This window comes from Actinoplanes hulinensis, assembly GCF_019429605.1.
In the GTDB taxonomy this organism is placed as follows: Bacteria; Actinomycetota; Actinomycetes; order Mycobacteriales; family Micromonosporaceae; genus Actinoplanes; species Actinoplanes campanulatus.
In genome coordinates, this window is the sequence record NZ_JAHXZI010000017.1 from 127,041 (window position 1) to 147,238 (window position 20,198).

The 20,198-nt window shown below is 71.5% G+C and carries 19 protein-coding genes and 1 pseudogene; 12 read left to right on the top strand and 8 right to left on the bottom strand.

Translation table 11 applies throughout. From position 1 onward, the window contains the following. Positions 1 to 67: 67 nt before the first annotated feature. The 4 genes from KZ829_RS29820 to KZ829_RS29835 all read right to left on the bottom strand — a co-directional run bounded on the left by KZ829_RS29820 (position 68) and on the right by KZ829_RS29835 (position 3,971). Positions 68 to 1,135: an ABC transporter permease gene (locus KZ829_RS29820; RefSeq protein WP_220147214.1), complete on the bottom strand. Its 1,068-nt coding sequence runs from the start codon at positions 1,133 to 1,135 to the stop codon at positions 68 to 70. After that, positions 1,132 to 2,025 carry an ABC transporter ATP-binding protein gene (locus KZ829_RS29825; protein ID WP_220147215.1) on the bottom strand — a complete coding sequence of 298 codons (894 nt, stop codon included), beginning with the start codon at positions 2,023 to 2,025 and terminating at the stop codon, positions 1,132 to 1,134. Before KZ829_RS29825 ends, KZ829_RS29820 begins: the two co-directional genes overlap by 4 nt. Positions 2,026 to 2,094: 69 nt before the next feature. Continuing rightward, positions 2,095 to 2,739 (bottom strand): response regulator, encoded by a 645-nt coding sequence (locus KZ829_RS29830; protein WP_220147216.1) that lies wholly within the window; start codon positions 2,737 to 2,739, stop codon positions 2,095 to 2,097. Continuing rightward, positions 2,736 to 3,971 (bottom strand): sensor histidine kinase, encoded by a 1,236-nt coding sequence (locus KZ829_RS29835; RefSeq protein WP_220147217.1) that lies wholly within the window; start codon positions 3,969 to 3,971, stop codon positions 2,736 to 2,738. The genes KZ829_RS29830 and KZ829_RS29835 overlap by 4 nt, the downstream gene beginning before the upstream one ends. Before the next feature lie 613 nt (positions 3,972 to 4,584). Between KZ829_RS29835 and KZ829_RS29840 the strand changes: the two genes are divergently transcribed. From KZ829_RS29840 to KZ829_RS29870, 7 genes are all read left to right on the top strand, one after another. Further along, on the top strand, positions 4,585 to 6,081 hold the full coding sequence (locus tag KZ829_RS29840) for an amino acid permease (RefSeq protein ID WP_308285716.1): 1,497 nt from the start codon (positions 4,585 to 4,587) through the stop codon (positions 6,079 to 6,081). Positions 6,082 to 6,094: 13 nt separating this feature from the next. Further along, complete coding sequence (locus KZ829_RS29845; protein WP_220147219.1) at positions 6,095 to 7,441, top strand: glutamine synthetase family protein; 1,347 nt, start codon at positions 6,095 to 6,097, stop codon at positions 7,439 to 7,441. Between the two features lie 16 nt (positions 7,442 to 7,457). Beyond that, positions 7,458 to 8,819, top strand: a complete 1,362-nt coding sequence (locus KZ829_RS29850) for an aldehyde dehydrogenase family protein (RefSeq protein ID WP_220147220.1) — start codon at positions 7,458 to 7,460, stop codon at positions 8,817 to 8,819. Next, positions 8,820 to 9,584 carry a 3-oxoacyl-ACP reductase gene (locus KZ829_RS29855; protein WP_220147221.1) on the top strand — a complete coding sequence of 255 codons (765 nt, stop codon included), beginning with the start codon at positions 8,820 to 8,822 and terminating at the stop codon, positions 9,582 to 9,584. It begins immediately after the preceding gene. A 181-nt stretch (positions 9,585 to 9,765) separates the two neighbouring features. Continuing rightward, complete coding sequence (locus tag KZ829_RS29860; RefSeq protein WP_220147222.1) at positions 9,766 to 10,479, top strand: gamma-glutamyl-gamma-aminobutyrate hydrolase family protein; 714 nt, start codon at positions 9,766 to 9,768, stop codon at positions 10,477 to 10,479. Continuing rightward, the gene (locus KZ829_RS29865; protein ID WP_220147223.1) at positions 10,464 to 11,198 is read left to right on the top strand and encodes a gamma-glutamyl-gamma-aminobutyrate hydrolase family protein; all 735 of its coding nucleotides are present in this window, start codon (positions 10,464 to 10,466) and stop codon (positions 11,196 to 11,198) included. Before KZ829_RS29860 ends, KZ829_RS29865 begins: the two co-directional genes overlap by 16 nt. A gap of 81 nt (positions 11,199 to 11,279) precedes the next feature. Next, positions 11,280 to 14,834 (top strand): SpoIIE family protein phosphatase, encoded by a 3,555-nt coding sequence (locus KZ829_RS29870; protein ID WP_220147224.1) that lies wholly within the window; start codon positions 11,280 to 11,282, stop codon positions 14,832 to 14,834. Here the strand turns inward: KZ829_RS29870 and KZ829_RS29875 are convergent. Next, positions 14,821 to 15,135 carry an STAS domain-containing protein gene (locus tag KZ829_RS29875; protein ID WP_204294891.1) on the bottom strand — a complete coding sequence of 105 codons (315 nt, stop codon included), beginning with the start codon at positions 15,133 to 15,135 and terminating at the stop codon, positions 14,821 to 14,823. The two genes, KZ829_RS29870 and KZ829_RS29875, sit on opposite strands and share 14 nt — an antisense overlap. 79 nt (positions 15,136 to 15,214) lie before the next feature. On the opposite strand from KZ829_RS29875, the gene map reads away from it, so the two are divergent. Next, positions 15,215 to 16,072 carry a type I methionyl aminopeptidase gene (gene map / locus KZ829_RS29880; protein WP_220147225.1) on the top strand — a complete coding sequence of 286 codons (858 nt, stop codon included), beginning with the start codon at positions 15,215 to 15,217 and terminating at the stop codon, positions 16,070 to 16,072. A gap of 9 nt (positions 16,073 to 16,081) precedes the next feature. Here the strand turns inward: map and KZ829_RS29885 are convergent, their stop codons facing one another. The 3 genes from KZ829_RS29885 to KZ829_RS29895 are packed head-to-tail and all read right to left on the bottom strand — an operon-like array spanning position 16,082 to position 17,744. Beyond that, positions 16,082 to 16,789: a nucleotidyltransferase domain-containing protein gene (locus KZ829_RS29885; RefSeq protein ID WP_308285717.1), complete on the bottom strand. Its 708-nt coding sequence runs from the start codon at positions 16,787 to 16,789 to the stop codon at positions 16,082 to 16,084. A 43-nt stretch (positions 16,790 to 16,832) separates the two neighbouring features. Then, positions 16,833 to 17,258: a ferritin-like domain-containing protein gene (locus tag KZ829_RS29890; RefSeq protein WP_220147227.1), complete on the bottom strand. Its 426-nt coding sequence runs from the start codon at positions 17,256 to 17,258 to the stop codon at positions 16,833 to 16,835. A gap of 18 nt (positions 17,259 to 17,276) precedes the next feature. Continuing rightward, the gene (locus tag KZ829_RS29895; RefSeq protein ID WP_220147228.1) at positions 17,277 to 17,744 is read right to left on the bottom strand and encodes a hypothetical protein; all 468 of its coding nucleotides are present in this window, start codon (positions 17,742 to 17,744) and stop codon (positions 17,277 to 17,279) included. Positions 17,745 to 17,866: 122 nt separating this feature from the next. On the opposite strand from KZ829_RS29895, the gene rimP reads away from it, so the two are divergent. The 4 genes and pseudogenes from rimP to KZ829_RS44925 all read left to right on the top strand — a co-directional run. Then, the gene (gene rimP, locus KZ829_RS29900; protein ID WP_220147229.1) at positions 17,867 to 18,493 is read left to right on the top strand and encodes a ribosome maturation factor RimP; all 627 of its coding nucleotides are present in this window, start codon (positions 17,867 to 17,869) and stop codon (positions 18,491 to 18,493) included. After that, positions 18,490 to 19,506 carry a transcription termination factor NusA gene (gene nusA, locus KZ829_RS29905; protein WP_220147230.1) on the top strand — a complete coding sequence of 339 codons (1,017 nt, stop codon included), beginning with the start codon at positions 18,490 to 18,492 and terminating at the stop codon, positions 19,504 to 19,506. The genes rimP and nusA overlap by 4 nt, the downstream gene beginning before the upstream one ends. 52 nt (positions 19,507 to 19,558) lie before the next feature. Next, a complete protein-coding gene (locus tag KZ829_RS29910; RefSeq protein ID WP_246636520.1) occupies positions 19,559 to 19,870 on the top strand; it encodes a YlxR family protein in 312 nt (103 codons plus the stop codon). A 107-nt stretch (positions 19,871 to 19,977) separates the two neighbouring features. After that, positions 19,978 to 20,128, top strand: a pseudogene (locus KZ829_RS44925) (translation initiation factor IF-2 N-terminal domain-containing protein); the annotation flags it as partial. Positions 20,129 to 20,198 lie beyond the last annotated feature (70 nt).

The following is a 20,198-nucleotide window of genomic DNA, read 5'->3' on the forward strand; positions in this document are numbered from 1 at the left end:
CTGCCGTTCACGATCACGTGATGTCCACCACCTCGGAACGGATGTGGGATTTCTCCGCCGGGCCGGATCAGCCGATCGGGGTGGGGTTGCGCCAGGCGGTCGCGAACGACGTCCGCCCGTTGGTGCGCAGCAGCGATCCCTGGTAGATCCGGGCCCCGGCCAGCAGGGTGAGCCCGGTGGTCAGCAGGAGCAGAGCCAGCGACACGAACGGCTCCCAGGTGGCGGCCTCGCCGGTGAACAGGCGGACCGGCATGGCCACCGGGGCGGAGAACGGGACGTAGGACAGCACGGTCATCGCCGCCGGGTTCGACTGGAAGGCCAGCACCAGGAAGAACGGGGTCATCACGAGGAGCTGGAGCGGGGCCGTGGTGGCGCCGAGGTCCTCCTGCCGGGCGGCCAGCGCGCCGACCCCCGCCCAGAGCGCCGCGAGCATCAGGAAGCCGACCACGAAGAACGGCAGGAACCAGCCGATCGCCGGCAGGATCGCGTCGATCACCGGACCGCCCACGTCGGCCACCCGCATGCCGACCAGGCCGACCGCGGCGATCAGGGCGAGCTGGCCGAAGGCGAGCACGGTCATGGCGGCCACCTTGCCGGTCAGCAGCGCCCGGACCGGGATGCTGGCGACCAGGATCTCCACGATCCGGGTCTGCTTCTCCTCGGTGACGCTCTGCGCGATCTGCACGCCGAACGAGATCGTGGTGAAGAAGAAGAGCGTGGCCAGGACGAACGGGACCAGGAAGCGTGCCGCCTCGTCGAGGGCGTCCGGGTTCAGGAACTCCACCGGGGGCGAGGTGCTGAGCGCCGCCACCACCTCGCCCGGCGCCTCCTCCATGGCCAGCACCCTCGGCCCGTCGACCACGGCGGCCGTCACCTCGTCGTCGCGGACCATCCGTTCGGCGGCGGCCGCGTCCGGGACGGTGATCACATCGAGGCCGGCCCGCTCCAGGACGGCGACGTGGGTGGTGCCGACCACGGCGACCTTCTCCGGGCCGCCGTTGATCAGCATCGGCAGCACCACCCCGAGCGCGGTGAAGAAGAGCAGCAGGACCGTACTGAAAAGGAAGGTCTTGTCGCGGAGCTTGACCCGGATCTCCCGGCCCGCGACCAGCTTGGCGGCTTCGAACGTGGTCACTGGATCACCTCTCGGAAGATCTCGGCGAGGGAGGGGCGGACCGGCGCGAAGGCGCGGACCGGGCCACGGGCCAGGGCGGCGTGCAGGAGCGCCTGCTCGTCGGCGCCGGGGTCGAGGTCGACGACGGCATGGCGGCCGTCCAGCTCCAGCAGGGTCACCCCGGGCTCGTCGCGCAGCCAGCCGGCGTCGGAGTCCACCTCGATCCGGAAACGGGGCAGCGTGTACTGATCGCGCAGCCAGGCCCGGGAGCCGGCCGCCCGGATCGTCCCGTCGGCGATGATCACCAGGTCGTCGCAGAGGCGCTCGACCAGCTCGAGCTGATGGCTGGAGAAGAGCACGGCGGCGCCGGCGCGGGCCCGCTCGCGGAGCACGGCGAGCACCGTCTCGATGGCGATCGGGTCGAGCCCGGAGAACGGCTCGTCCAGCACCAGCAGCTCCGGGTCGTGCACCAGGGCGGCGGCGATCTGGGCGCGCTGCTGGTTGCCCAGCGACAGCTTCTCCACCGGATCGTTCCCCCGTTCGGCCAGCTCCAGCCGCTCCAGCAGGGCGGTGGTGCGCCGGCGGGCGTCGGCGACGCCGATCCCGTGCAACCGCCCGAGGTAGACGATCTGCTCGGTCACGGTCATCTTCGGGTAGAGGCCGCGCTCCTCCGGCATGTAGCCGAACCGCTGCCGGTCCGCCCGGGTGATCGGGGCGCCGCGCCAGGTCACCGCGCCGGTGTCGGCGGCGAGCACGCCCAGGACGATCCGCATCGTGGTGGTCTTGCCGGCGCCGTTCGCGCCGACGAAGCCGGTGAGCCGGCCGGCGTCCACGGTGAACGAGACGTCCTTGAGGACCTGACGCTCGCCGAAGGACCGGTTCACGGCATCGACGTTCAGGACGGTGGTCATGGCAACCACGCTAGATCCGCGTCGATGTCCCCGTCGTCCGGCTGGGGTAGGTCATCCTCGCGGAGGACCTCACCCTCCGGGCCGCACCACCCCGAGCTCGTACGCCAGCACCACGGCCTGCGTGCGGTCGCGCGCGCCGAGTTTCATGAGCACCCGGCTGACGTGCGTCTTCACCGTCGTCTCGCCGAGCCGCAGGGTGGTCGCGATCTCCGCGTTGGTGGCGCCGCCCGCCAGGAGGACCAGCACCTCGTGCTCGCGCGGGGTGAGCTGGTCCAGCCGGACACCGGCGGCCACCGGCGCGGTGAACGTGGAGATGACCCGGCGGGTGACGGCCGGCGCGAGCAGGGCCTCCCCGGCGGCGACCACCCGGACCGCCTCGGTGAGCGCCTCCGGCGTTCCGTTCTTGAGCAGGAAACCGCTGGCCCCGGCCCGGAGCGCGGCGAACAGGTAGTCGTCGCGGTCGAAGGTGGTCAGGATCAGCACCGACGGACCTCCCGCGGCGGCGATCCGGCGGGTCGCCTCCAGGCCGTCCATCCCGGGCATCTCGACATCCATCAGTACGACGTCCGGCCGCAGCCGCAGGGCCAGTTCGACGGCCTGGGCGCCGTCCGCCGCCTCGCCGGCCACGGTGATGTCGTCCTCCATCTCGAGGATGACCCGGAACCCGGTCCGCACCAGTTGATGATCGTCCGCCAAGAGGACACCGATGCTCATGCCGCCGCCTTGGCCGGGTAGGGGATCCGGGCGCGGACCCGGTACCCGCCGTTCGGCTGCGGACCGTGCTCCAGGGTGCCGTCGTGCACCGCCACCCGCTCGCGCATGCCGATCACGCCCAGTCCGCCGCCGTCGGCCGGTCCACCCCGCCCGTCGTCGGTCACGTCCAGCTCGATCTGCCCGCTGAGATAGCGGACCCGTACGTCGACCGCGCTCGCCCGGGCGTGTTTGAGGGTGTTCGTCACCGCCTCCTGGACGATCCGGTAGGCGGCCTGGGACAGCGACTCGGGCAGTGGCACCGGATCACCGTAGACGGCGTACCGGACGGCCAGTCCCGCCTCCTCGGCCCGTTCGGCGATCTCGGGCAGCCGGTCGATGCCCGCCGGGCCGCCGGCCTCGGGCGCCCCGGAGGCCCGCAGCGCACCGAGCATCCGCCGCAGTTCGTCGACCGCGGTCCGGGCGCCCTCCTCGACGGCGGTGAGCGCGGTCCGTGCGCGGGCCGGGTCCTTGTCCATGGCCCGGCGGCAGGCGGACGCCTGGATGCCCATCACCGACACGTGGTGGGCGACCACGTCGTGCAGTTCCCGGGCGATCCGGACCCGCTCGCCGAGGACCGCCCGCTCGGCCGCCGCGGCGTGCGCGGCCCGCAGTTCGGCGGTTTGTTCCTCGAGCTCGTAACCGTGCCGGACGCCGCGCCAGACGGCGTCGCCCATCAGATGGCAGAAGGCGAAGAAGGCCGCGTTCACCACGAACGTGTTGAACGCCGCCGAAGCCTTGACCGCGGGGGCCACCGAGTCGCCCCCGAAGATGACGAAGACGGCGGCGAGCCAGGCGAACATGGCGCCGATGATCGTCAGCCGCAGCAGCCGGGACCGGCCCCGGTCCCGCCCCCAGGCGCCGAGCGTGTAGATCGAGGCGAACAGCACACCGATGGTGACCTGCTGTTCCTGGGAGCCGCGGGCCTGGCCGCCGATGAAGGCCGCCGCGATCACCACGGCCACCACGTCGGGGTAGCGGCGGCGCACGGTCAGCGGCAGGGTGATGGCCAGCACCCAGCAGATCTGTTCGGCCAGTGGCGCGACGTCCTCGGATTTCACGAACCCGGCGTGCCGGACGATGAAGAGGTTGAGCAGGGCGACGGCGGCGGCCGCCAGGCCGGTCCACACGTCGGTGCGGCGCTGGCCGGTGGTCGGTCCGGGCCGTCGCCATTCGTCGGGGTTCACCGATGGCATGCGGTGAGGGTCGCACGGACCCCTCAGATCAGGGAACGCACATAGTCCAGGGCCCCGGCGGGTAACCGGGGCCCTGGCTTTTCAATTCTTGTGCCGGTCACTGGCCGGCGCATGTGGTCGACCGGCTGCGTGCCGCTAGCGGTCGACCGGAGTGATGGGCATCGGCTGCGATCACCTCTTGTCGGGCCGGGGACGTCTTGATTACGCGTTGCTGCGGTATCTCGTCCTCCTCCTCAACTCAGCGACTGTGCCAGTTGCTTGTCGGCCGTGGCCGACTCATCGAATGTATGCCTGCGCAAGCCGGATTGCCAGCCTCGCCGCTGTAGATTTTTTAGCCGCAAAAGTCTGACTGAGCTGGGGAAACGCTCCGCCGGGAGAGCGGCGGCGCGGGACGGGCGCTTGCCGAAGAGAGAGGTGACCGCGCCCCGCGCCGCCGCTGGGAGGTGAGTCCCGCGGGGGCGACCCGGCCGAGGAATCGCCCGCATTCAGGCTCGCACCGGCCCGGTCACGCGGCAACGCAATTAACCCCTGTCATTGACGTCCGTAACACAGCGGAGCGATCATCACGGAATTAGTGGCTCAGGTCACACACCTTCGGGTAGGGGGTACTCGCGTGAGCACCGACGAAGAACGGCTCGCCCAACTCGGATACAAACAGGAACTCCACCGCCGGCTCTCCGGCTTCTCGAACTTCGCCGTGTCCTTCTCGATCATCTCGATCCTGGCCGGCGCCATCACCTCGTACGGCATCGCCATGAAGGCCGGTGGACCGGCCGCCATCACGCTGGGCTGGCTCGGCGTCGGTGTCATGGTCACCTTCGTGGCGCTGGCGATGGCGGAGGTGTGCTCGGCGTACCCGACCGCGGGCGCCCTCTACTGGTGGGCCGCCGCGCTGGCCAAACGCAACAAGGCCGCCTGGGCCTGGTTCATCGGGTGGTTCAACTTCCTCGGCGAGGTGGCCGTGACCGCGGCCATCGACTTCGGCGCCGCGATCACCACGGCGGCCTTCTTCAGCCTGACCCTGGGCATGGAGGTCACGGCGCTCAAGACCTTCCTGATCTTCCTGGTCATCATCGCCGTGCACGGCCTGCTGAACACCTTCGGCGTCAGCCTGGTCCGGATCCTCTCCGACGTGAGCGCCTGGTGGCACCTGATCGGCGTCGCGGTGATCGTCGGTGTCCTCGCCGTCGTCCCGGACCAGCACAAGCCGCTCTCCGAGGTGTTCTTCGAGGTGCACAACGCCACCGGCTTCACGTTCGCCGGGGCGGGCGTCTACGCCGTCCTGGTCGGTCTGCTGATGGCGCAGTACACGTACACCGGCTACGACGCCTCGGCGCACGTCGCGGAGGAGACCCACGACGCGGCCCGGGCCGCCCCGCGCGGCATCGTGATGTCCGTGGTGGTGTCGGTCATCGCCGGCTTCGTGCTGCTGGTCGCGATCACCTGGTCCATCCAGGACTACGAGGGCTCGCTGGGCACCCCGCTCGGCCTGCCCCCGGCGCAGATCTTCATCGACGCGGCGGGGCACGACCTCGGCGCGTTCCTGCTGTTCATCTGCATGATCGCGCAGTGGTTCTGCGGCATGGCATCGGTCACCGCGAACTCCCGGATGTCCTACGCCTTCGCCCGCGACGACGCGCTGCCCGGTTCACGGATCTGGAAGAAGGTCAACCCCCGCACCGGTACGCCCACCAACTCCATCTGGCTCTGCGTGGCCCTCTCCACGCTCCTGGTCCTGCCGTCGCTCTGGAACGTGGTCGCCTACTACGCGGCCACCTCGATCGCGGTGATCGGCCTCTACATCGCCTATGTCGGCCCGGTCCTGCTGCGCCGGCTCAACCCGGACTTCCAGCCCGGCCCGTGGAGCCTCGGGAGGTGGAGCGCCCCGGTCGGCTGGATCGCGATCGTCTGGGTGGGCATCATCTGTGTCCTCTTCGTACTGCCGCCCGGTTCGCCGATCACCGCCGAGACGTTCAACTACACGATCGTCGCGGTGGCCGTGGTGGTCGGCGTGGCCGCGATCTGGTGGTTCGCCGGGGCCCGGAAGTGGTTCACCGGACCGAAGCAGAACCTGCTGGAGAAGGCCGCCCACGGCGAGTCCACCGACTGATAGGACTGTTCGCATGGATCTCGAGGAGCTGGACGTCGCCGTCGACAACGGCGGCATCGACACGGTGCTGCTGGCACTGACCGACATGCAGGGCCGGTTGCAGGGCAAACGGCTGCACGCGCGCTACTTCATGGACGAGGTGGTGTCCGGCGGCAGTGAGGGATGCAACTACCTGCTCGCGGTCGACGTCGACATGAACACCGTCGACGGCTACGCCATGTCCTCCTGGTCCACCGGTTACGGCGACTTCGTGATGCGGCCGGACTTCTCCACCCTGTGCCGGGTCCCGTGGCACCCGGGAACGGCGCTGGTCCTGGCCGACCTGTACGACGTGTCCGGGGCGCCGGTGCCGGCCTCACCCCGGCAGATCCTGCGCCGCCAGCTCGACCGGCTGGCGGCGCACGGACTGTCCGCGTACGCCGGGACCGAGCTGGAGTTCGTCCTCTACCGGGACTCCTACGAGCAGGCGTCGCAGAAGAACTACCGGGACCTGGTCCCGGCCAACCAGTACAACGTGGACTACTCGCTCCTCGGCACCGCCCGCGTGGAGCCGCTGCTGCGCCGGATCCGCAACGACATGTACGGCGCCGGCCTGACCCCGGAGAGCGCCAAGGGCGAGTGCAACCTCGGCCAGCACGAGATCGCCTTCCGCTACTCGGACGCGCTGACCGCCGCCGACCATCACGTGGTCTACAAGAACGGGGCGAAGGAGATCGCCGCCCAGGAGGGCATGGCGCTCACCTTCATGGCCAAGCCCAACGAGCGGGAGGGCAACTCCTGCCACATCCACTTCTCGCTGCGCGACGAGAACGGGCGGTCGGCGATGCTCGGCGACGGCCCGGCCCATCTCAGCGAGACCGGGCAGCGGGTGCTGGCCGGGCTGCTCGCCACGATGCGGGAGTTCAGTCTGCTCTTCGCGCCGAACATCAACTCGTACAAGCGCTACCAACCGGGGTCGTTCGCGCCGACCGCACTGCGCTGGGGCGTCGACAACCGGACCTGCGCGCTGCGGATCGCCGGGCACGGGCAGGGCATGCGGGTGGAGAACCGGGTGCCGGGCGGGGACGTGAACCCGTACCTGGCGATCGCCGCCCTGGTGGCCGGGGCCCTGCACGGCATCGAGAACGAGTTGTCGCTGGAGGACGAGTTCATCGGCAACGCCTACCAGGACCCGGAGGCCGGCCGGGTGCCCGGCACCCTGCGGGAGGCGACCGCGCTGTGGGCGGACAGCGCGGTGGCGGAAACCGCGTTCGGCCCGGAGGTCGTGGCCCACTACGCGAACATGGGACGGGTGGAACTGGCGGCCTACGACGCCGCGGTGACGGACTGGGAGTTGCGCCGTGGATTCGAGCGCCTCTGAGTGTGAGGATCTTGGCGTGGCGACTACAGAGGTGATCGATCCTTCGACGGGTGAGGTCTTCACGACCGTACCGTCGCTGGGTCTGGCGGAGACCGACGCGGCGATCGAGCGTGCGCGGATCGCTTTCGGTGAGTGGCGCCGGGTCTCGCCCGGGGACCGGGCGCGACTGCTGCGGCGCTTCGCGACGGTGGTCGAGGAGCACATCGAGGAGCTGGCGCGGCTGGAGGTGCGCAACGCCGGGCACACGATCGGCAACGCGCGCTGGGAGGCGGGCAATGTCCGGGACGTGCTGAACTACTACGCCGGTGCTCCGGAGCGGTTGTCCGGGCGGCAGATCCCGGTGCCCGGCGGCGTCGACGTGACGTTCCACGAGCCGCTCGGCGTGGTCGGGATCATCGTGCCGTGGAACTTCCCGATGCCGATCGCCGGCTGGGGGTTCGCGCCCGCGCTGGCGGCCGGCAACACGGTGGTTCTCAAGCCGGCCGAGCTGACCCCGCTGACCGCGATCCGGCTCGGCGAGCTGGCCCTCGAGGCCGGGCTCCCGGAGCACGTGTTCCAGGTGCTGCCGGGTAAGGGCAGCGTGGTCGGGCAGCGGTTCGTCACCCACCCGGCGGTGCGGAAGGTCTGCTTCACCGGGTCCACCGAGGTCGGCAAGTCGATCATGGCGGGCTGCGCCGACCAGGTGAAACGGGTGACCCTGGAGCTCGGCGGCAAGAGCGCCAACATCGTCTTCGCGGACGCCGATCTCGACGCCGCGGCCGCCGCCGCGCCCGGCGCCGTCTTCGACAACGCCGGGCAGGACTGCTGCGCGCGCTCACGGCTGCTGGTTCAGGAGTCGGTGTACGACAGGTTCCTCGCGCTCCTCGAACCGGCCGTGCGGGGTTTCCGGGTACTCGACCCCGCCGATGACTCGTCGGAGATGGGACCGCTGATCTCCTCCGGACAGCGGGCCGCCGTCACGTCGTACCTCGAAGGCTCTGACATCGCGTTCCGCGGCACCGCGCCGGACGCGAACGGATGGTGGTTTCCGCCGACCGTGCTGCTGGCGCGCTCGAACGCGGACCGGCACTGGCGCGAGGAGATCTTCGGGCCGGTGGTGAGCGTGCTGCCTTTCCGGGACGAGGAGGAGGCGATCCGGCTGGCCAACGACACCGAGTACGGGCTGTCCGGCTCGCTCTGGACCCGGGACGTGGGCCGGGCGCTGCGGGTCTCGCGGGCCGTGGAGACCGGCGCGCTGAGCGTGAACAGCAACTCCTCGGTGCGCTACTGGACCCCGTTCGGTGGCATGAAGCAATCCGGTCTCGGGCGTGAGCTGGGCCCGGACGCACTGCTGTCCTTCACGGATGTGAAGAACGTATTCATCTCAACGGGAGACTGAGTGGAACGCTTGCAGGACCGGATCGCCGTGATCACCGGCGCCGGCAGTGGCATCGGGCTGGCGACCGCCCGGCGGTTCGCCGCGGAGGGCGCCAAGGTCGTCGCCGTGGACATCTCGGAGGACGCCGGAAAGGCCGTCGCCGCGGAGGTCGGCGGCGAGTTCGTGGCCTGTGACGTCAGCGACGAGGAGCAGGTCAAGGCTCTCTTCGACGGCGTCGCGGAACGGCACGGCCGGGTCGACATCGCCTTCAACAACGCCGGCATCTCGCCGCCCGACGACGACTCGATCCTGGTCACCGGCCTGGATGCCTGGGAGCGTGTGCTCAAGGTCAACACCACGAGCGTCTTCTTCTGCTGCAAGTACGCGATCCCGCACATGCAGCGCCAGGGTAAGGGCTCGATCATCAACACCGCCTCGTTCGTGGCCCTGCTCGGCGCGGCCACCTCGCAGATCGCCTACACCGCCAGCAAGGGCGGCGTGCTGGCGATGACCCGTGAGCTGGGCGTGCAGTTCGCCCGCGAGGGCATCCGGATCAACGCGCTCTGCCCCGGGCCGGTGGCCACGCCGCTGCTCATGGAGCTGTTCGCCAAGGACCCGGAGCGGGCCGCCCGGCGGCTGGTGCACGTGCCGATGGGCCGGTTCGCCGAGCCTGCCGAGATCGCCGCCGCGGTGGCGTTCCTGGCCAGCGACGACGCGTCGTTCATGACGGCGTCGCAGTTCGTCGTCGACGGCGGGATCACCGGAGCGTACGTAACGCCGCTGTGACACGTTTGCCGACCCGCTACGGTGGGAAGGGAAACCCCAACACCCAGCTCAGCCAGGCGGCGAGGGGTGTTGGGGCCGAATCCCCGCCCGCGCAGGCCAGATCCCCGTGTGGGTGGGACAGAGGGGCCCGTGACGCGGCGCCGGTTCACCGGCGCCGCGCGCCTGTGACTACGGTGGTGCGATGCGTCCGATCATCGGCATAACGTCCTATGTGCTGCCCGCGACGTGGGGCGTCTGGGTCGATCTCGAGTCCGCGCTGGTGCCGCACGACTACGTCGAGGCGGTCCGGCTGGCCGGTGGCCGTGCGGTGCTGCTGCCGCCCGACGACCTCGACACGGACGTGCTCGACCGGCTCGACGGCCTGGTGCTGGCCGGCGGCCCGGATGTGCAGCCGGCCCGGTACGGCCAGGAGCCGCACCCGGCCACCGTCACCCAGCCGGAACGCGACGCGGCCGAGCTGGCGCTGCTCCGCGCGGCCCTGGACCGGGACCTGCCGCTGCTCGGCGTCTGCCGGGGCATGCAGCTGCTCACCGTGGCGGCCGGCGGCAGCCTGCACCAGCATCTGCCCGACGTGCTCGGCCACGAGAAGCACCGCCCGGGCCCGGGGATCTACGGTTCGCAGTCCGCGCGGTTCGCTCCGGGCAGCCGGATCGCCGCGCTGATGGGCGATGACCCGACCATCAACTGCTTCCACCACCAGGGGGTCGCCGACCCCGGACCACTGACTGTCACCGGCTGGGCGCCCGACGGACTGCCCGAGGCGATCGAGGACCCGGACCGGAGATTCGTCCTCGGTGTCCAGTGGCATCCGGAGGTCGGCCAGGACCGGCGTCTCTTCGGCGCCCTGGTGGCGGCGGCCACGAAGGAGAGCACCGGAACATGCGCAGACCGCTGATCGGCCTCACCGCCTACGCCGAGCAGGTGCAGTACGGCCGGAACGACCTGTTGGCCGGAATGCTGCCGATGACCTACGTGAAGGCGGTGCACGCCACCGGTGGCCGGGCCGTCCTGATCACCCCCGACGATCCCGGCACCGACGTGCTGGAGGCCCTGGACGGCATCGTGTTCTGCGGCGGCGGGGACATCGACCCGGCGAACTGGGGCGCCCCGCCGCACCCGGCCACCGAGGTCGACAAGGTCCGCGACCTCTCCGAGCTGATGCTGATGCGCGCCGCCCTGGACGCCGGCCTGCCGATGCTGGGTGTCTGCCGCGGCATGCAGATGATGGCCGTGGCCACCGGCGGCTCGCTGCACCAGCACCTGCCGGACCTGGTCGGGCACGAGCGGCACCGGGCCGCCGCGGGCACCGACCCGCTGGCCGCCAACGCCTCCGACTACGGCCGGCACGACGTGGTGGTCGAGGACGAGACGCTGGCGCACCGCCTGTTCGGCCGCTACCTCACGGTGAACTCGTTCCACCACCAGGCGATCGCCGATCCGGGTGCGTTCCTCCCGGTCGGCTGGTGCCCCGACGACCGGGTCATCGAGATCGTCGAGCACCCCGGGCAGCCGTTCGCGCTCGGTGTGCAGTGGCACCCCGAGCGGACCAACGACCTGCGGTCCTTCGAGGCACTGGTCGAGGCGGCGGTGCGGGGACGGGCCGTCGCCGCCTGATGAGCGGACCGGCCGGTCCGGTGTTAACGTGCCACGGGACCGGGTGTGCCGCCCGCGTCCGGTGATCCGTGGGAGGCATGCATGGGTGCCCTGCCGAGGCGGCTGCGCAACGCCTTCGAGCGGGGCGGCGAGATGGGCGCCCGGATGTCCGCCCTGGACTGGTCCACGAGCCCGGTCGGTGACCCGTCCACCTGGCCGCCCGAGCTGATCGGCGCGGTGTCCACGATGCTGGCCTCCCGGGCCCAGATCGTCATCTTCTGGGGGCCGGAGTACACCGCCCTCTACAACGACGCCTACATCGTGACGATGGGCGGCAAGCACCCGGGCTTCCTGGGCCGTCCCGGCCGGGAGCTGTGGGCCGAGGCCTGGGACGTGCTGAACCGGCTCTTCGACGGGGTGATCGCGGAGGACTCGTCGTTCTACGCCCGGGACCACATGTTCATGCTGGAGCGGAACGGGTTCCTCGAGGAGACGTACTTCGACATCTCGTACGACCCGATCCGCGCCGACGACGGCACACCCGGCGGGGTGATGTGCATCGTCACCGAGACCACCGGCCGGGTGCTCGGCGAGCGGCGCGTCCGGACCCTCAGCGCCCTGGGCCGCCGCCTGGCCGACTCGCCGGACCAGGGCGCCCTCGCCGCCGAGGCCGCCGCGGTCCTCACCGAGAACGGCGCCGACGTGCCGTTCGCCGCGCTGATCCTGGACGACCCGGACCCGCACCCGGCGATCCGGGCGGTCCGTGCCGGCGGCCGTCCCGGCCTCGTCCCGCTCGCCGAGTTCACCGAGCCCGGGCCGGCGGCCGCCGCGGGGGCGCTGGTGCTGCCGATCGGCGTGGCGGCGGACACGGTCGGCGCGCTGGTCGTCGGGGTGAGCCGGTTCCTCGCGCTGGACGGCGACTACCGGGACTTCCTCGATCTGGCCGCCGCGCAGATCTCCCGGGCGGTGGCCAACGTGCGGGCGTACGAGCAGGAGCGCCGCCGGGCCGCCGAGCTGGCCACCCTGGACCAGGCCAAGACCAACTTCTTCTCGAACGTGAGCCACGAGTTCCGTACCCCGTTGACGTTGATCCTCGGCCCGATCGAGGACCTGCTCGACGATCCGGCGCTGGACGGGCCGTTGCGTGACCGGCTCACCCCGGTGCACCGCAACGGGCTGCGCCTGCTCAAGCTGGTCAACACGGTGCTCGACTTCTCCCGGATGGAGTCCGGGCGGATGCGGGCCGTCTACCGGCCGACCGACCTGGCCGGGCACACCGCGCGGCTGGCCGGCACGTTCCGGCCCGCCATCGAGCGGGCCGGGCTGGCGCTCACCATCGACACCCCGCCGCTCGGCGAACCGGTCCACGTCGACCACGAGCTGTGGGAGAAGATCGTCTTCAACCTGCTCTCCAACGCGGTCAAGTTCACCCGCGAGGGCGGCGTCGAGGTCCGGGTCCGGGCCGTGGACGGGCACGCCGTGCTCGCCGTCCGGGACTCCGGGGTCGGCATCCCGGCCGGCCAGCGGCCGCTGCTCTTCGACCGGTTCCACCGGGTCACCGGGGTCTGGTCCCGCAGCCACGAGGGCACCGGCATCGGGCTGGCGCTGGTCCGCGAGCTGGCCGAACTGCACGGCGGGTCGGTCGGCGTGACCAGCGAGGTCGGGGTGGGCAGCGAGTTCACCGTGCGGATCCCGTTCGGCACGGCCCACCTGCCGCCGGACCGGATCACCGACGACCCGGCGGCGCCCGGCGAGACGGCCGAGCCGCTGCTCTGGGTGGACGAGGCGACCTGGTGGGCGGGGGACGGCCCGAAGGCGCCGCAGCCGGTGGGGCACGGCGTGGGCGGCCGGATCCTGCTCGTCGACGACAACGCCGATCTGCGTGAACACGTCTCGCGGCTGCTCGGGCCGTACTGGGAGGTGGTCACCGCGGTGGACGGGCTGAACGCGCTGGACCTGGCCGCCGAGCACCAGTTCGACCTGGTGCTGACCGACGTCATGATGCCCCGGCTGGACGGCTTCGGCCTGATCGCCCGGCTGCGCGCCGACGAGCGCACCCGGGACGTGCCGATCGTGGTCCTGTCCGCCCGAGCGGGCGAGGAGGCGGCGGTCGAAGGGCTGGCCGCCGGCGCCGACGACTACCTGGCCAAGCCGTTCTCCACCCGGGAGCTGATCGCCCGGGTCCGGGCCAACCTGGAACTCGGCCAGCTGCGCCGGCGGACCGTCAGCCGGCTGCGCGGGCTGGTCGACGCGGCCGCCGCGCTCAACGCGGTGCCGACCACCGCCGAGGTCCTCGACGTCGCGGCCCGGCACGTGCTGACCATGACCTCGGCCGGGCGGGTGGTGCTGACCGTGCCGGGCGCCCGGGCCGAGCGCGACGGCGGCGCAGTGGCGGGCGCACAGGCGGACGTGGTGCTGCCGTTGCCGGACACCGCCGGGCCGCCCCTGGGCGAGCTGCGGGTCTGGGCCGGCCCGGACGGGTCCGCCGAGCCGGCCGTGCTCACCCAGCTGGCCCGGCTGGTCGGGCTGCGGCTGGCCAACGCGCGGCTCTACGAGGCCGAGCACCGGATCGCCTCGACCCTCCAGCACAGCCTGCTGCCGCAGTCGCTGCCCCGGGTGCCGGGCGCCCTGGTGGCCGGCCGGTACGTACCGGGCAGCAGCGAGGCCCGGGTCGGCGGCGACTGGTACGACGTGATCCCCGGCCCGGACGGCGAGCTGTTCCTGGTGATCGGCGACGTGGTCGGCAAGGGCGTGCAGGCGGCCGCCGGCATGGGGCAGCTGCGTAACGCGCTGCGGGCGTACCTGCTGGAGGGTTTCGACTGCGGCACCGCGCTGACCCGGCTCAACCGGCTGGTCGACACGCTGGGCCGGCGGCAGTTCGCGACCGTCCTCTGTGTCGGCTTCGACCCGAGGACCCGCCGGGTGCGCTACTCGTCGGCCGGCCACCCGTCGCCGGTCGTGGTCGCCCCCGGCGAGCGGGGCACCTTCCTGTACGGCGCGGCGCTGGGCCCGCCGATCGGGGCGCTCGGCTCGGTCACCTACCCCACCCGGGAGACGTCCCTGACCGCCGGCGCGCGCCTGCTGCTCTACACCGACGGCCTGATCGAGGACCGCCGGGAGGGCATCGACACCGGCCTGGCCGGGCTGACCATGGACGCGGCCGTTCCCGCCGACCACATCGACGACCTGCTGGACGCGCTGCTCGCCGAGGCGGCCCGGCACACCCGGCACGACGACATCGCCCTGGTCGCCCTGGAGGTGACCGAGCCGCGCGAGTTCGTGCTGCGGCTGCCCGCAGAACCGGGCCGGCTGACCGTGCTGCGCCGGCGCCTGGAGGACTTCCTGGCCGCACACCAGGTGCCCGAGGCGGACGCCTTCGACCTGGTGGTGGCGGTCTCCGAGGCGGCCGCGAACGCCATCGAGCATCCGGTCGAGCCGGCCGAGCCGGTGATCACCGTGACCGCGTCGCTCGACGACGGCGCGGTGACCGTGACGGTCCGCGACACCGGAGGCTGGCGCGCGGCCACCGACCCCGGCTTCCGTGGCCGCGGCCTGGCCCTGATCGGCGCCCTCACCGAACTGTCGGTGCACCGTGGGGTGGACGGCACCGAGGTGACCCTGCGGCGGCCGCTCACCCCGTCGCTCACATCGTCCTGATCCAGGGCTGGTCGCCGAGCCCGGAGATGTCCAGCACCCGGCGCACCCGGTCGGAGGGGTAGACCTCGAGGGCGCCCGGATAGTGGTCGGCCAGGCGGATCAGCGTGTGGATGGCCGCCGAGTCGAAGAAGGTCACGGCCCGCAGATCGACGGAGGCGGAGGTGACCCGGTCCGGGGTGGCGGCCTGGAACAGCGCGTCGGCGGTCGCCATGTCGACCTCACCGGTCACCGTGACGGCGACCCGGTCACCGGTCACCTCGCCGACCGCCGAGAAGTTCGGGTCCAGGCCCTCTTGATCCACGGGAACACGATTTCACAGGGTCCCGGGGGCGGCAAGGACAGGTCCGATCGGCTCCGGCACGGCCGGTTAGGCTGTGGTCATGACCGTACGTGCCCCTCTCGTGCCGGGAAAGCAGTCGCCCTGGCGGTCGGTCCCCGCGCACATCGTCCGCCCTGAGTACGTGGGCAAGAAGCGCCCGCGTGAATGGAGCGGCTCGCATGTCCAGACGCCCGAGATCATCGAGAAGATGCGGGTCGCCGGCCGGATCGCGGCGCAGGCCACCCAGCTGGCCGGTGAGCACTGCAAACCGGGCGTGACGACCGACGAGATCGACCGGGTGGTGCACGAGTTCCTGCTCGACCACGACGCCTATCCGTCGACGCTCGGCTACAAGGGCTTCCCGAAGTCCTGCTGCACGTCGCTCAACGAGGTGATCTGCCACGGCATCCCGGACTCCACGGTTCTGGAGGACGGCGACATCATCAACGTGGACGTCACGGCGTACCTCGACGGGGTGCACGGCGACACCGACGCCACCTTCTGCGTGGGCGACGTCAGCGAGGAGGCGCGCCTGCTGGTCGAGCGCACCCACGAGGCGATGATGCGGGGCATCCGCGCGGTCGCCCCGGGCCGCCCGATCAACGCCATCGGGCGGGTCATCGAGGCGTATACGCGGCGGTTCGGCTACGGCGTGGTCCGTGACTTCACCGGCCACGGCATCGGTGAGGCGTTCCACTCCGGGCTGTACGTTCCGCACTACGACAACCCGCAGCTCACCACGGTGATGGAACCGGGCATGACGTTCACCGTCGAGCCGATGATCACCCTGGGCACCTATGAGTACGACATCTGGCGCGACGGCTGGACGGTCGTCACGAAGGACCGGAAGTGGACCGCCCAGTTCGAGCACACACTGGTGGTCACCGAGGACGGTCACGAGATCCTGACCCTCCCCTGACGAGCGTCCTCAGTCGAAGAGCGCGCCGAGCCGGCCGTCCACCGGGCGGCCGCGGGCGGTCAGCTCCTCGGCCTGGTATTTGAGGATCGCGCCCAGCTCCTGCATGTCGGCCGCGGCCACGCCGGTGCGCTTGACCGCGTCCGCCGTGTTGCGGAAGTGGGTGCGGGTGAGCAGACCGGCGACCAGGGCCGCGTGCAGCCGGGCCTCGGCCATCAGGATCAGGGCGGCGTCGGTGTCGTACCACTGGACCAGGCGCGCCGCCCGGGTGTGCGCGCCGTTGGCGACCGCCCAGTCCTGCCGGGCCAGGCCGGTGAACTCCATCGGCCGGGCCTCGGCGAGCAGCGACAGGTGGGCCTCCCGCCGGTCGGCGAACCAGTTCTGCGGGTCGTGGAGCGGGAACGCGGTGAGGTAGGCGTCGGCCAGCAGCGGCCATCTCGGGGTGAGCTGCCGGGCCTGCCCCAGCCCCTCCTCCGCGGTGACCACCCGCAGGTCGACCGGGATGCCGTCGACCTTGCGCAGCGTCGGCTTGGGGCCGGTCTTGGGCCGGTAGGTGACCACCAGGACGTTGACGTCGCTGCTCTCGTTGTCGTCGCCGTGCGCCATCGAGCCGGACAGCCCGATCGCCTGCACCTCGGCGGACCACCGCTCCTGGACGGCGTCACGCAACCGGATCGCGAGCGAACCGCGGGGCGAGGAGGCGTCGAGCTCGTCGATCACGACCCCATTGTCGGCCATTCACGTTTCCGGAGTGGCCCGATCCTCAGCCCGGCTTGCCGGGGAAGGGCATCGTCAACGGTGTGACCTCGGCGATCCGGCGCCACCGTGTCGCACGAACTGCGGAGTCGGTCAAATACGACAGGGAGTCGACGCGGTCGGCGCCCTCGGTCACCGGCAGCAGGGCGCGCCAGGTCTGGGCCACGCCGTCCTCCACGTGCACCGCCAGCTTCAGGGCGCTCTCCCGGTCGGTCACCTCGAAGGGCAGCTGGTACGCCGGGGGCGCGGGCGCGGTGCTGGCCTGGATCCGGTCCAGCCGGTCCACCAGCTCGTCGCGCCGGCGCCGGTGTTCGAGCTCACAGGCGCGGGCCCGGGACACCTCGTCGGCGTCTGTCAGGTGCACCCCGATCACGCCGTACGCATAGATGGCCGCCTCCTCGGCGGCGAGGGCGGCGGCGAGTTGTTCCGTCACGCCGTGGACAGTAACCGGTCAGCGCAGCGCTTCGGCATGAGTGGCCCGGCAGGCCGCGACCGAACCGGTCAGCCCGGCCCGTTCCGGGGTGGCCGCCTTGCACGCCGCCACCGCCGTCCGCTGGGCGGCCTGCTCGGCCTTACGCAGCGTGGCCGTGGTTTCGGCGGGGCCGGCCGGGGCCGAGGAGGACGGCGCGACCGAGGGCGCGGCCGTGCCGATCACCCGGGACAGTTCGGCGGCGTGTGCCCGGTGGTCGTCGGCCAGCGGGGTCAGCCGGGCGGACAGCGAGGCGTCGGCGAGGATCGCCCGGTCGTACGCCGCGGCCAGCGCCAGGGCCTCGTTCAGCAGGGGTTGCAGCGGGTCGGGCTGCGGCTCGGGCTCGGGTTCGGAGTCCAGGAGCCCGCACCCGGCCAGGGCGGCGGAGCTCAGCGCCGTCCCCAGGAGCAGCCGCCGTGAAGTCGATAGCACCCGGCCAGTCAACACCATTCGGTGCGGCGCTGCTCCGACCCGCCCACCGGCGCGTTACGCTCAGCGTCAGCCGCGGGGCCGCATCGTGCCCGGCGGCATATAGTCGTTCCTGCGAGAAAGCTAGCGAGAGGTCGAGCCCGATGACGCAGCGTGGTCGCGCCGGGTCCCGGCCCGGTGGGCGCCCCGGCAACCGCCGTTCCCGGCCGGAGCCGGAGACACGTAGTACCCCGTCCCTGCCCCGTGTCGATCTGAGCGCCGCCCGCGCCCGGATCCGCGAGGTGATCGAGCCGGTGGTGGCCAAGGCCGGCTACGACCTGGAGGACCTGAACCTGTCCCGGGCCGGCCGCCGCTTCGTGGTCCGGGTGCTGATCGACACCGACGGCGGCGTCGGGCTGGACGATGTGGCGGTGGTCTCCCGGGAGATCTCCGAGGCGCTCGACCTGGCCGAGGAGTCCGGCGGCGAGCTGCTCGCCGGGGAGTACCAGTTGGAGGTCGGCTCCCCGGGCATCGACCGGCCGCTGACAGAGCCACGGCACTGGCGCCGCAACATCGGCCGCCTGGTGGCGGTCGGCGGCCTCACCGGGCGGGTGCTCTCCGTCGACGACACGGGTGTGGCGCTGGACGTGGACGGGACGACCCGGGAGCTGGCGTGGGCCGATCTCGGGGCCGGCAAGGTCCAGATCGAGTTCAAGCGCATGGACGAGGCCGACTTCGGTGACGAGGACGGCGAAGAAGAAGACGACGACGAAGGGGAGGGCGGGGAATGAACATCGACCTCGCGGCGCTGCGCGCCCTGGAGCGCGAGCGGGAGATCCCGTTCGAGACCATCCTGGCGGCCATCGAGACCGCTCTGCTGACCGCCTACCGGCACACCGAGGGCGCGGAGAGCCACGCCCGGGTGGACATCGACCGCCGGAGCGGCGTCGCCTCCGTCATGGCGCAGGAGCTGGACGCGGACGGCACGTTGGTCCGGGAGTGGGACGACACCCCGCACGACTTCGGCCGGATCGCGGCGATGACCGCCAAGCAGGTGATCCTCCAGCGTCTCCGGGAGGCCACCGACGAGCAGCACTTCGGGGAGTACGCGGGACGCGACGGCGACCTGGTCACCGGCGTGGTGCAGGCGGACGCGGCCCGGGCCGAGAAGAACATCGTGACCGTGGACCTCGGCAAGCTGGAGGCGGTGCTGCCGCAGTCCGAGCAGGTGCCGGGGGAGAGCTACCCGCACGGCGCCCGGATCCGCTGCATCGTGGTGCACGTGGCCAAGGGCTTCCGCGGCCCGCAGATCACCCTGTCCCGCTCGCACCCGGCCCTGGTGAAGAAGCTGTTCGCCCTCGAGGTGCCGGAGATCGCGGACGGCACCGTGGAGATCGCCGCCATCGCACGTGAGGCAGGTCACCGTACGAAGATCGCGGTGCGCTCGACCGTTCAGGGCGTCAACGCGAAGGGTGCCTGTATCGGCCCGATGGGCCAGCGGGTCCGCGCGGTGATGAGCGAGCTGCACGGCGAGAAGATCGACATCATCGACTGGTCGGACGACCCGGCCCAGTTCGTCGGCAACGCGCTCTCACCGGCCAAGGCCCTGCGGGTCGAGGTGGTCGACGCGGCCAGCCGAACGGCCCGGGTGACCGTGCCTGATTTCCAGCTCTCCCTGGCCATCGGCCGGGAGGGTCAGAACGCCCGTCTCGCCGCCCGTCTCACCGGGTGGCGCATCGACATCCGTCCGGACAGCGAGCCCGCCGGAGCCTCGGACCGTGATGCGGCAGAGGCGGGGAACTGACCGGATACGCGGTCGGCGCGATCGAGGGGTAGACTTGGCCTCGGTCGGCCCGATGCGAACCTGCGTCGGCTGCCGCAATCGCGCGCCGGCCGCTTCATTGCTGCGGTTCGTCGCGGCAGAATCGGAGGGAAACCTCCGGCTTCTGCCCGATCCGAGTCGCCGATTGCCGGGGCGGGGAGCTCATCTACATCCCGATCCGGCCTGCTTCTCGCAGGCAGAGCGACGCCGCGCCTTTGGGCGTGCGTTGCGTCTCACTGGTTTTGCTGACCCAGAGCTGCTCGCGGAGCACATCCGTACGGTCTCCGTGCCGTCCGGATCCACCGATGACGAGGCGTCGTCGCTTCGTCACGACCCAGCAAGGTAGGACGACCCAGATGAGCACACGATGAAGTCCCTGAAATGAACAGGCTTCTAGTGCACGAGTGAGGTCAGTGCGGGTGCTGCTCGCACGACCTCGAAGTGAGGAGTGCAGTGCCAGGCAAGGCCCGCGTACACGAGCTCGCCAAAGAGCTCGGGGTCGACAGCAAGACCGTTCTCGCCACGTTGAAAGAGATGGGCGAGTTCGTTAAGTCCGCGTCCAGCACCGTCGAGGCCCCCGTGGCCCGGCGGCTCCGTGGCGCCCTCGAGCAGGGTGGCGCCATTCCGGCGTCCCCGTCGTCCTCGGCGTCCGCCGCCGCGTCCGGTGGCCCCGG

Coding starts and splice junctions, on each gene's coding strand:
- KZ829_RS29825 (WP_220147215.1), bottom strand. CDS start 2,025: ATGACCACCGTCCTGAACGTCGATGCCGTGAACCGGTCCTTCGGCGAG.
- KZ829_RS29830 (WP_220147216.1), bottom strand. CDS start 2,739: ATGAGCATCGGTGTCCTCTTGGCGGACGATCATCAACTGGTGCGGACC.
- KZ829_RS29835 (WP_220147217.1), bottom strand. CDS start 3,971: ATGCCATCGGTGAACCCCGACGAATGGCGACGGCCCGGACCGACCACC.
- KZ829_RS29845 (WP_220147219.1), top strand. CDS start 6,095: ATGGATCTCGAGGAGCTGGACGTCGCCGTCGACAACGGCGGCATCGAC.
- KZ829_RS29860 (WP_220147222.1), top strand. CDS start 9,766: ATGCGTCCGATCATCGGCATAACGTCCTATGTGCTGCCCGCGACGTGG.
- KZ829_RS29865 (WP_220147223.1), top strand. CDS start 10,464: ATGCGCAGACCGCTGATCGGCCTCACCGCCTACGCCGAGCAGGTGCAG.
- KZ829_RS29870 (WP_220147224.1), top strand. CDS start 11,280: ATGGGTGCCCTGCCGAGGCGGCTGCGCAACGCCTTCGAGCGGGGCGGC.
- map (WP_220147225.1), top strand. CDS start 15,215: ATGACCGTACGTGCCCCTCTCGTGCCGGGAAAGCAGTCGCCCTGGCGG.
- KZ829_RS29895 (WP_220147228.1), bottom strand. CDS start 17,744: ATGGTGTTGACTGGCCGGGTGCTATCGACTTCACGGCGGCTGCTCCTG.
- rimP (WP_220147229.1), top strand. CDS start 17,867: ATGACGCAGCGTGGTCGCGCCGGGTCCCGGCCCGGTGGGCGCCCCGGC.
- nusA (WP_220147230.1), top strand. CDS start 18,490: ATGAACATCGACCTCGCGGCGCTGCGCGCCCTGGAGCGCGAGCGGGAG.
- KZ829_RS29910 (WP_246636520.1), top strand. CDS start 19,559: ATGCGAACCTGCGTCGGCTGCCGCAATCGCGCGCCGGCCGCTTCATTG.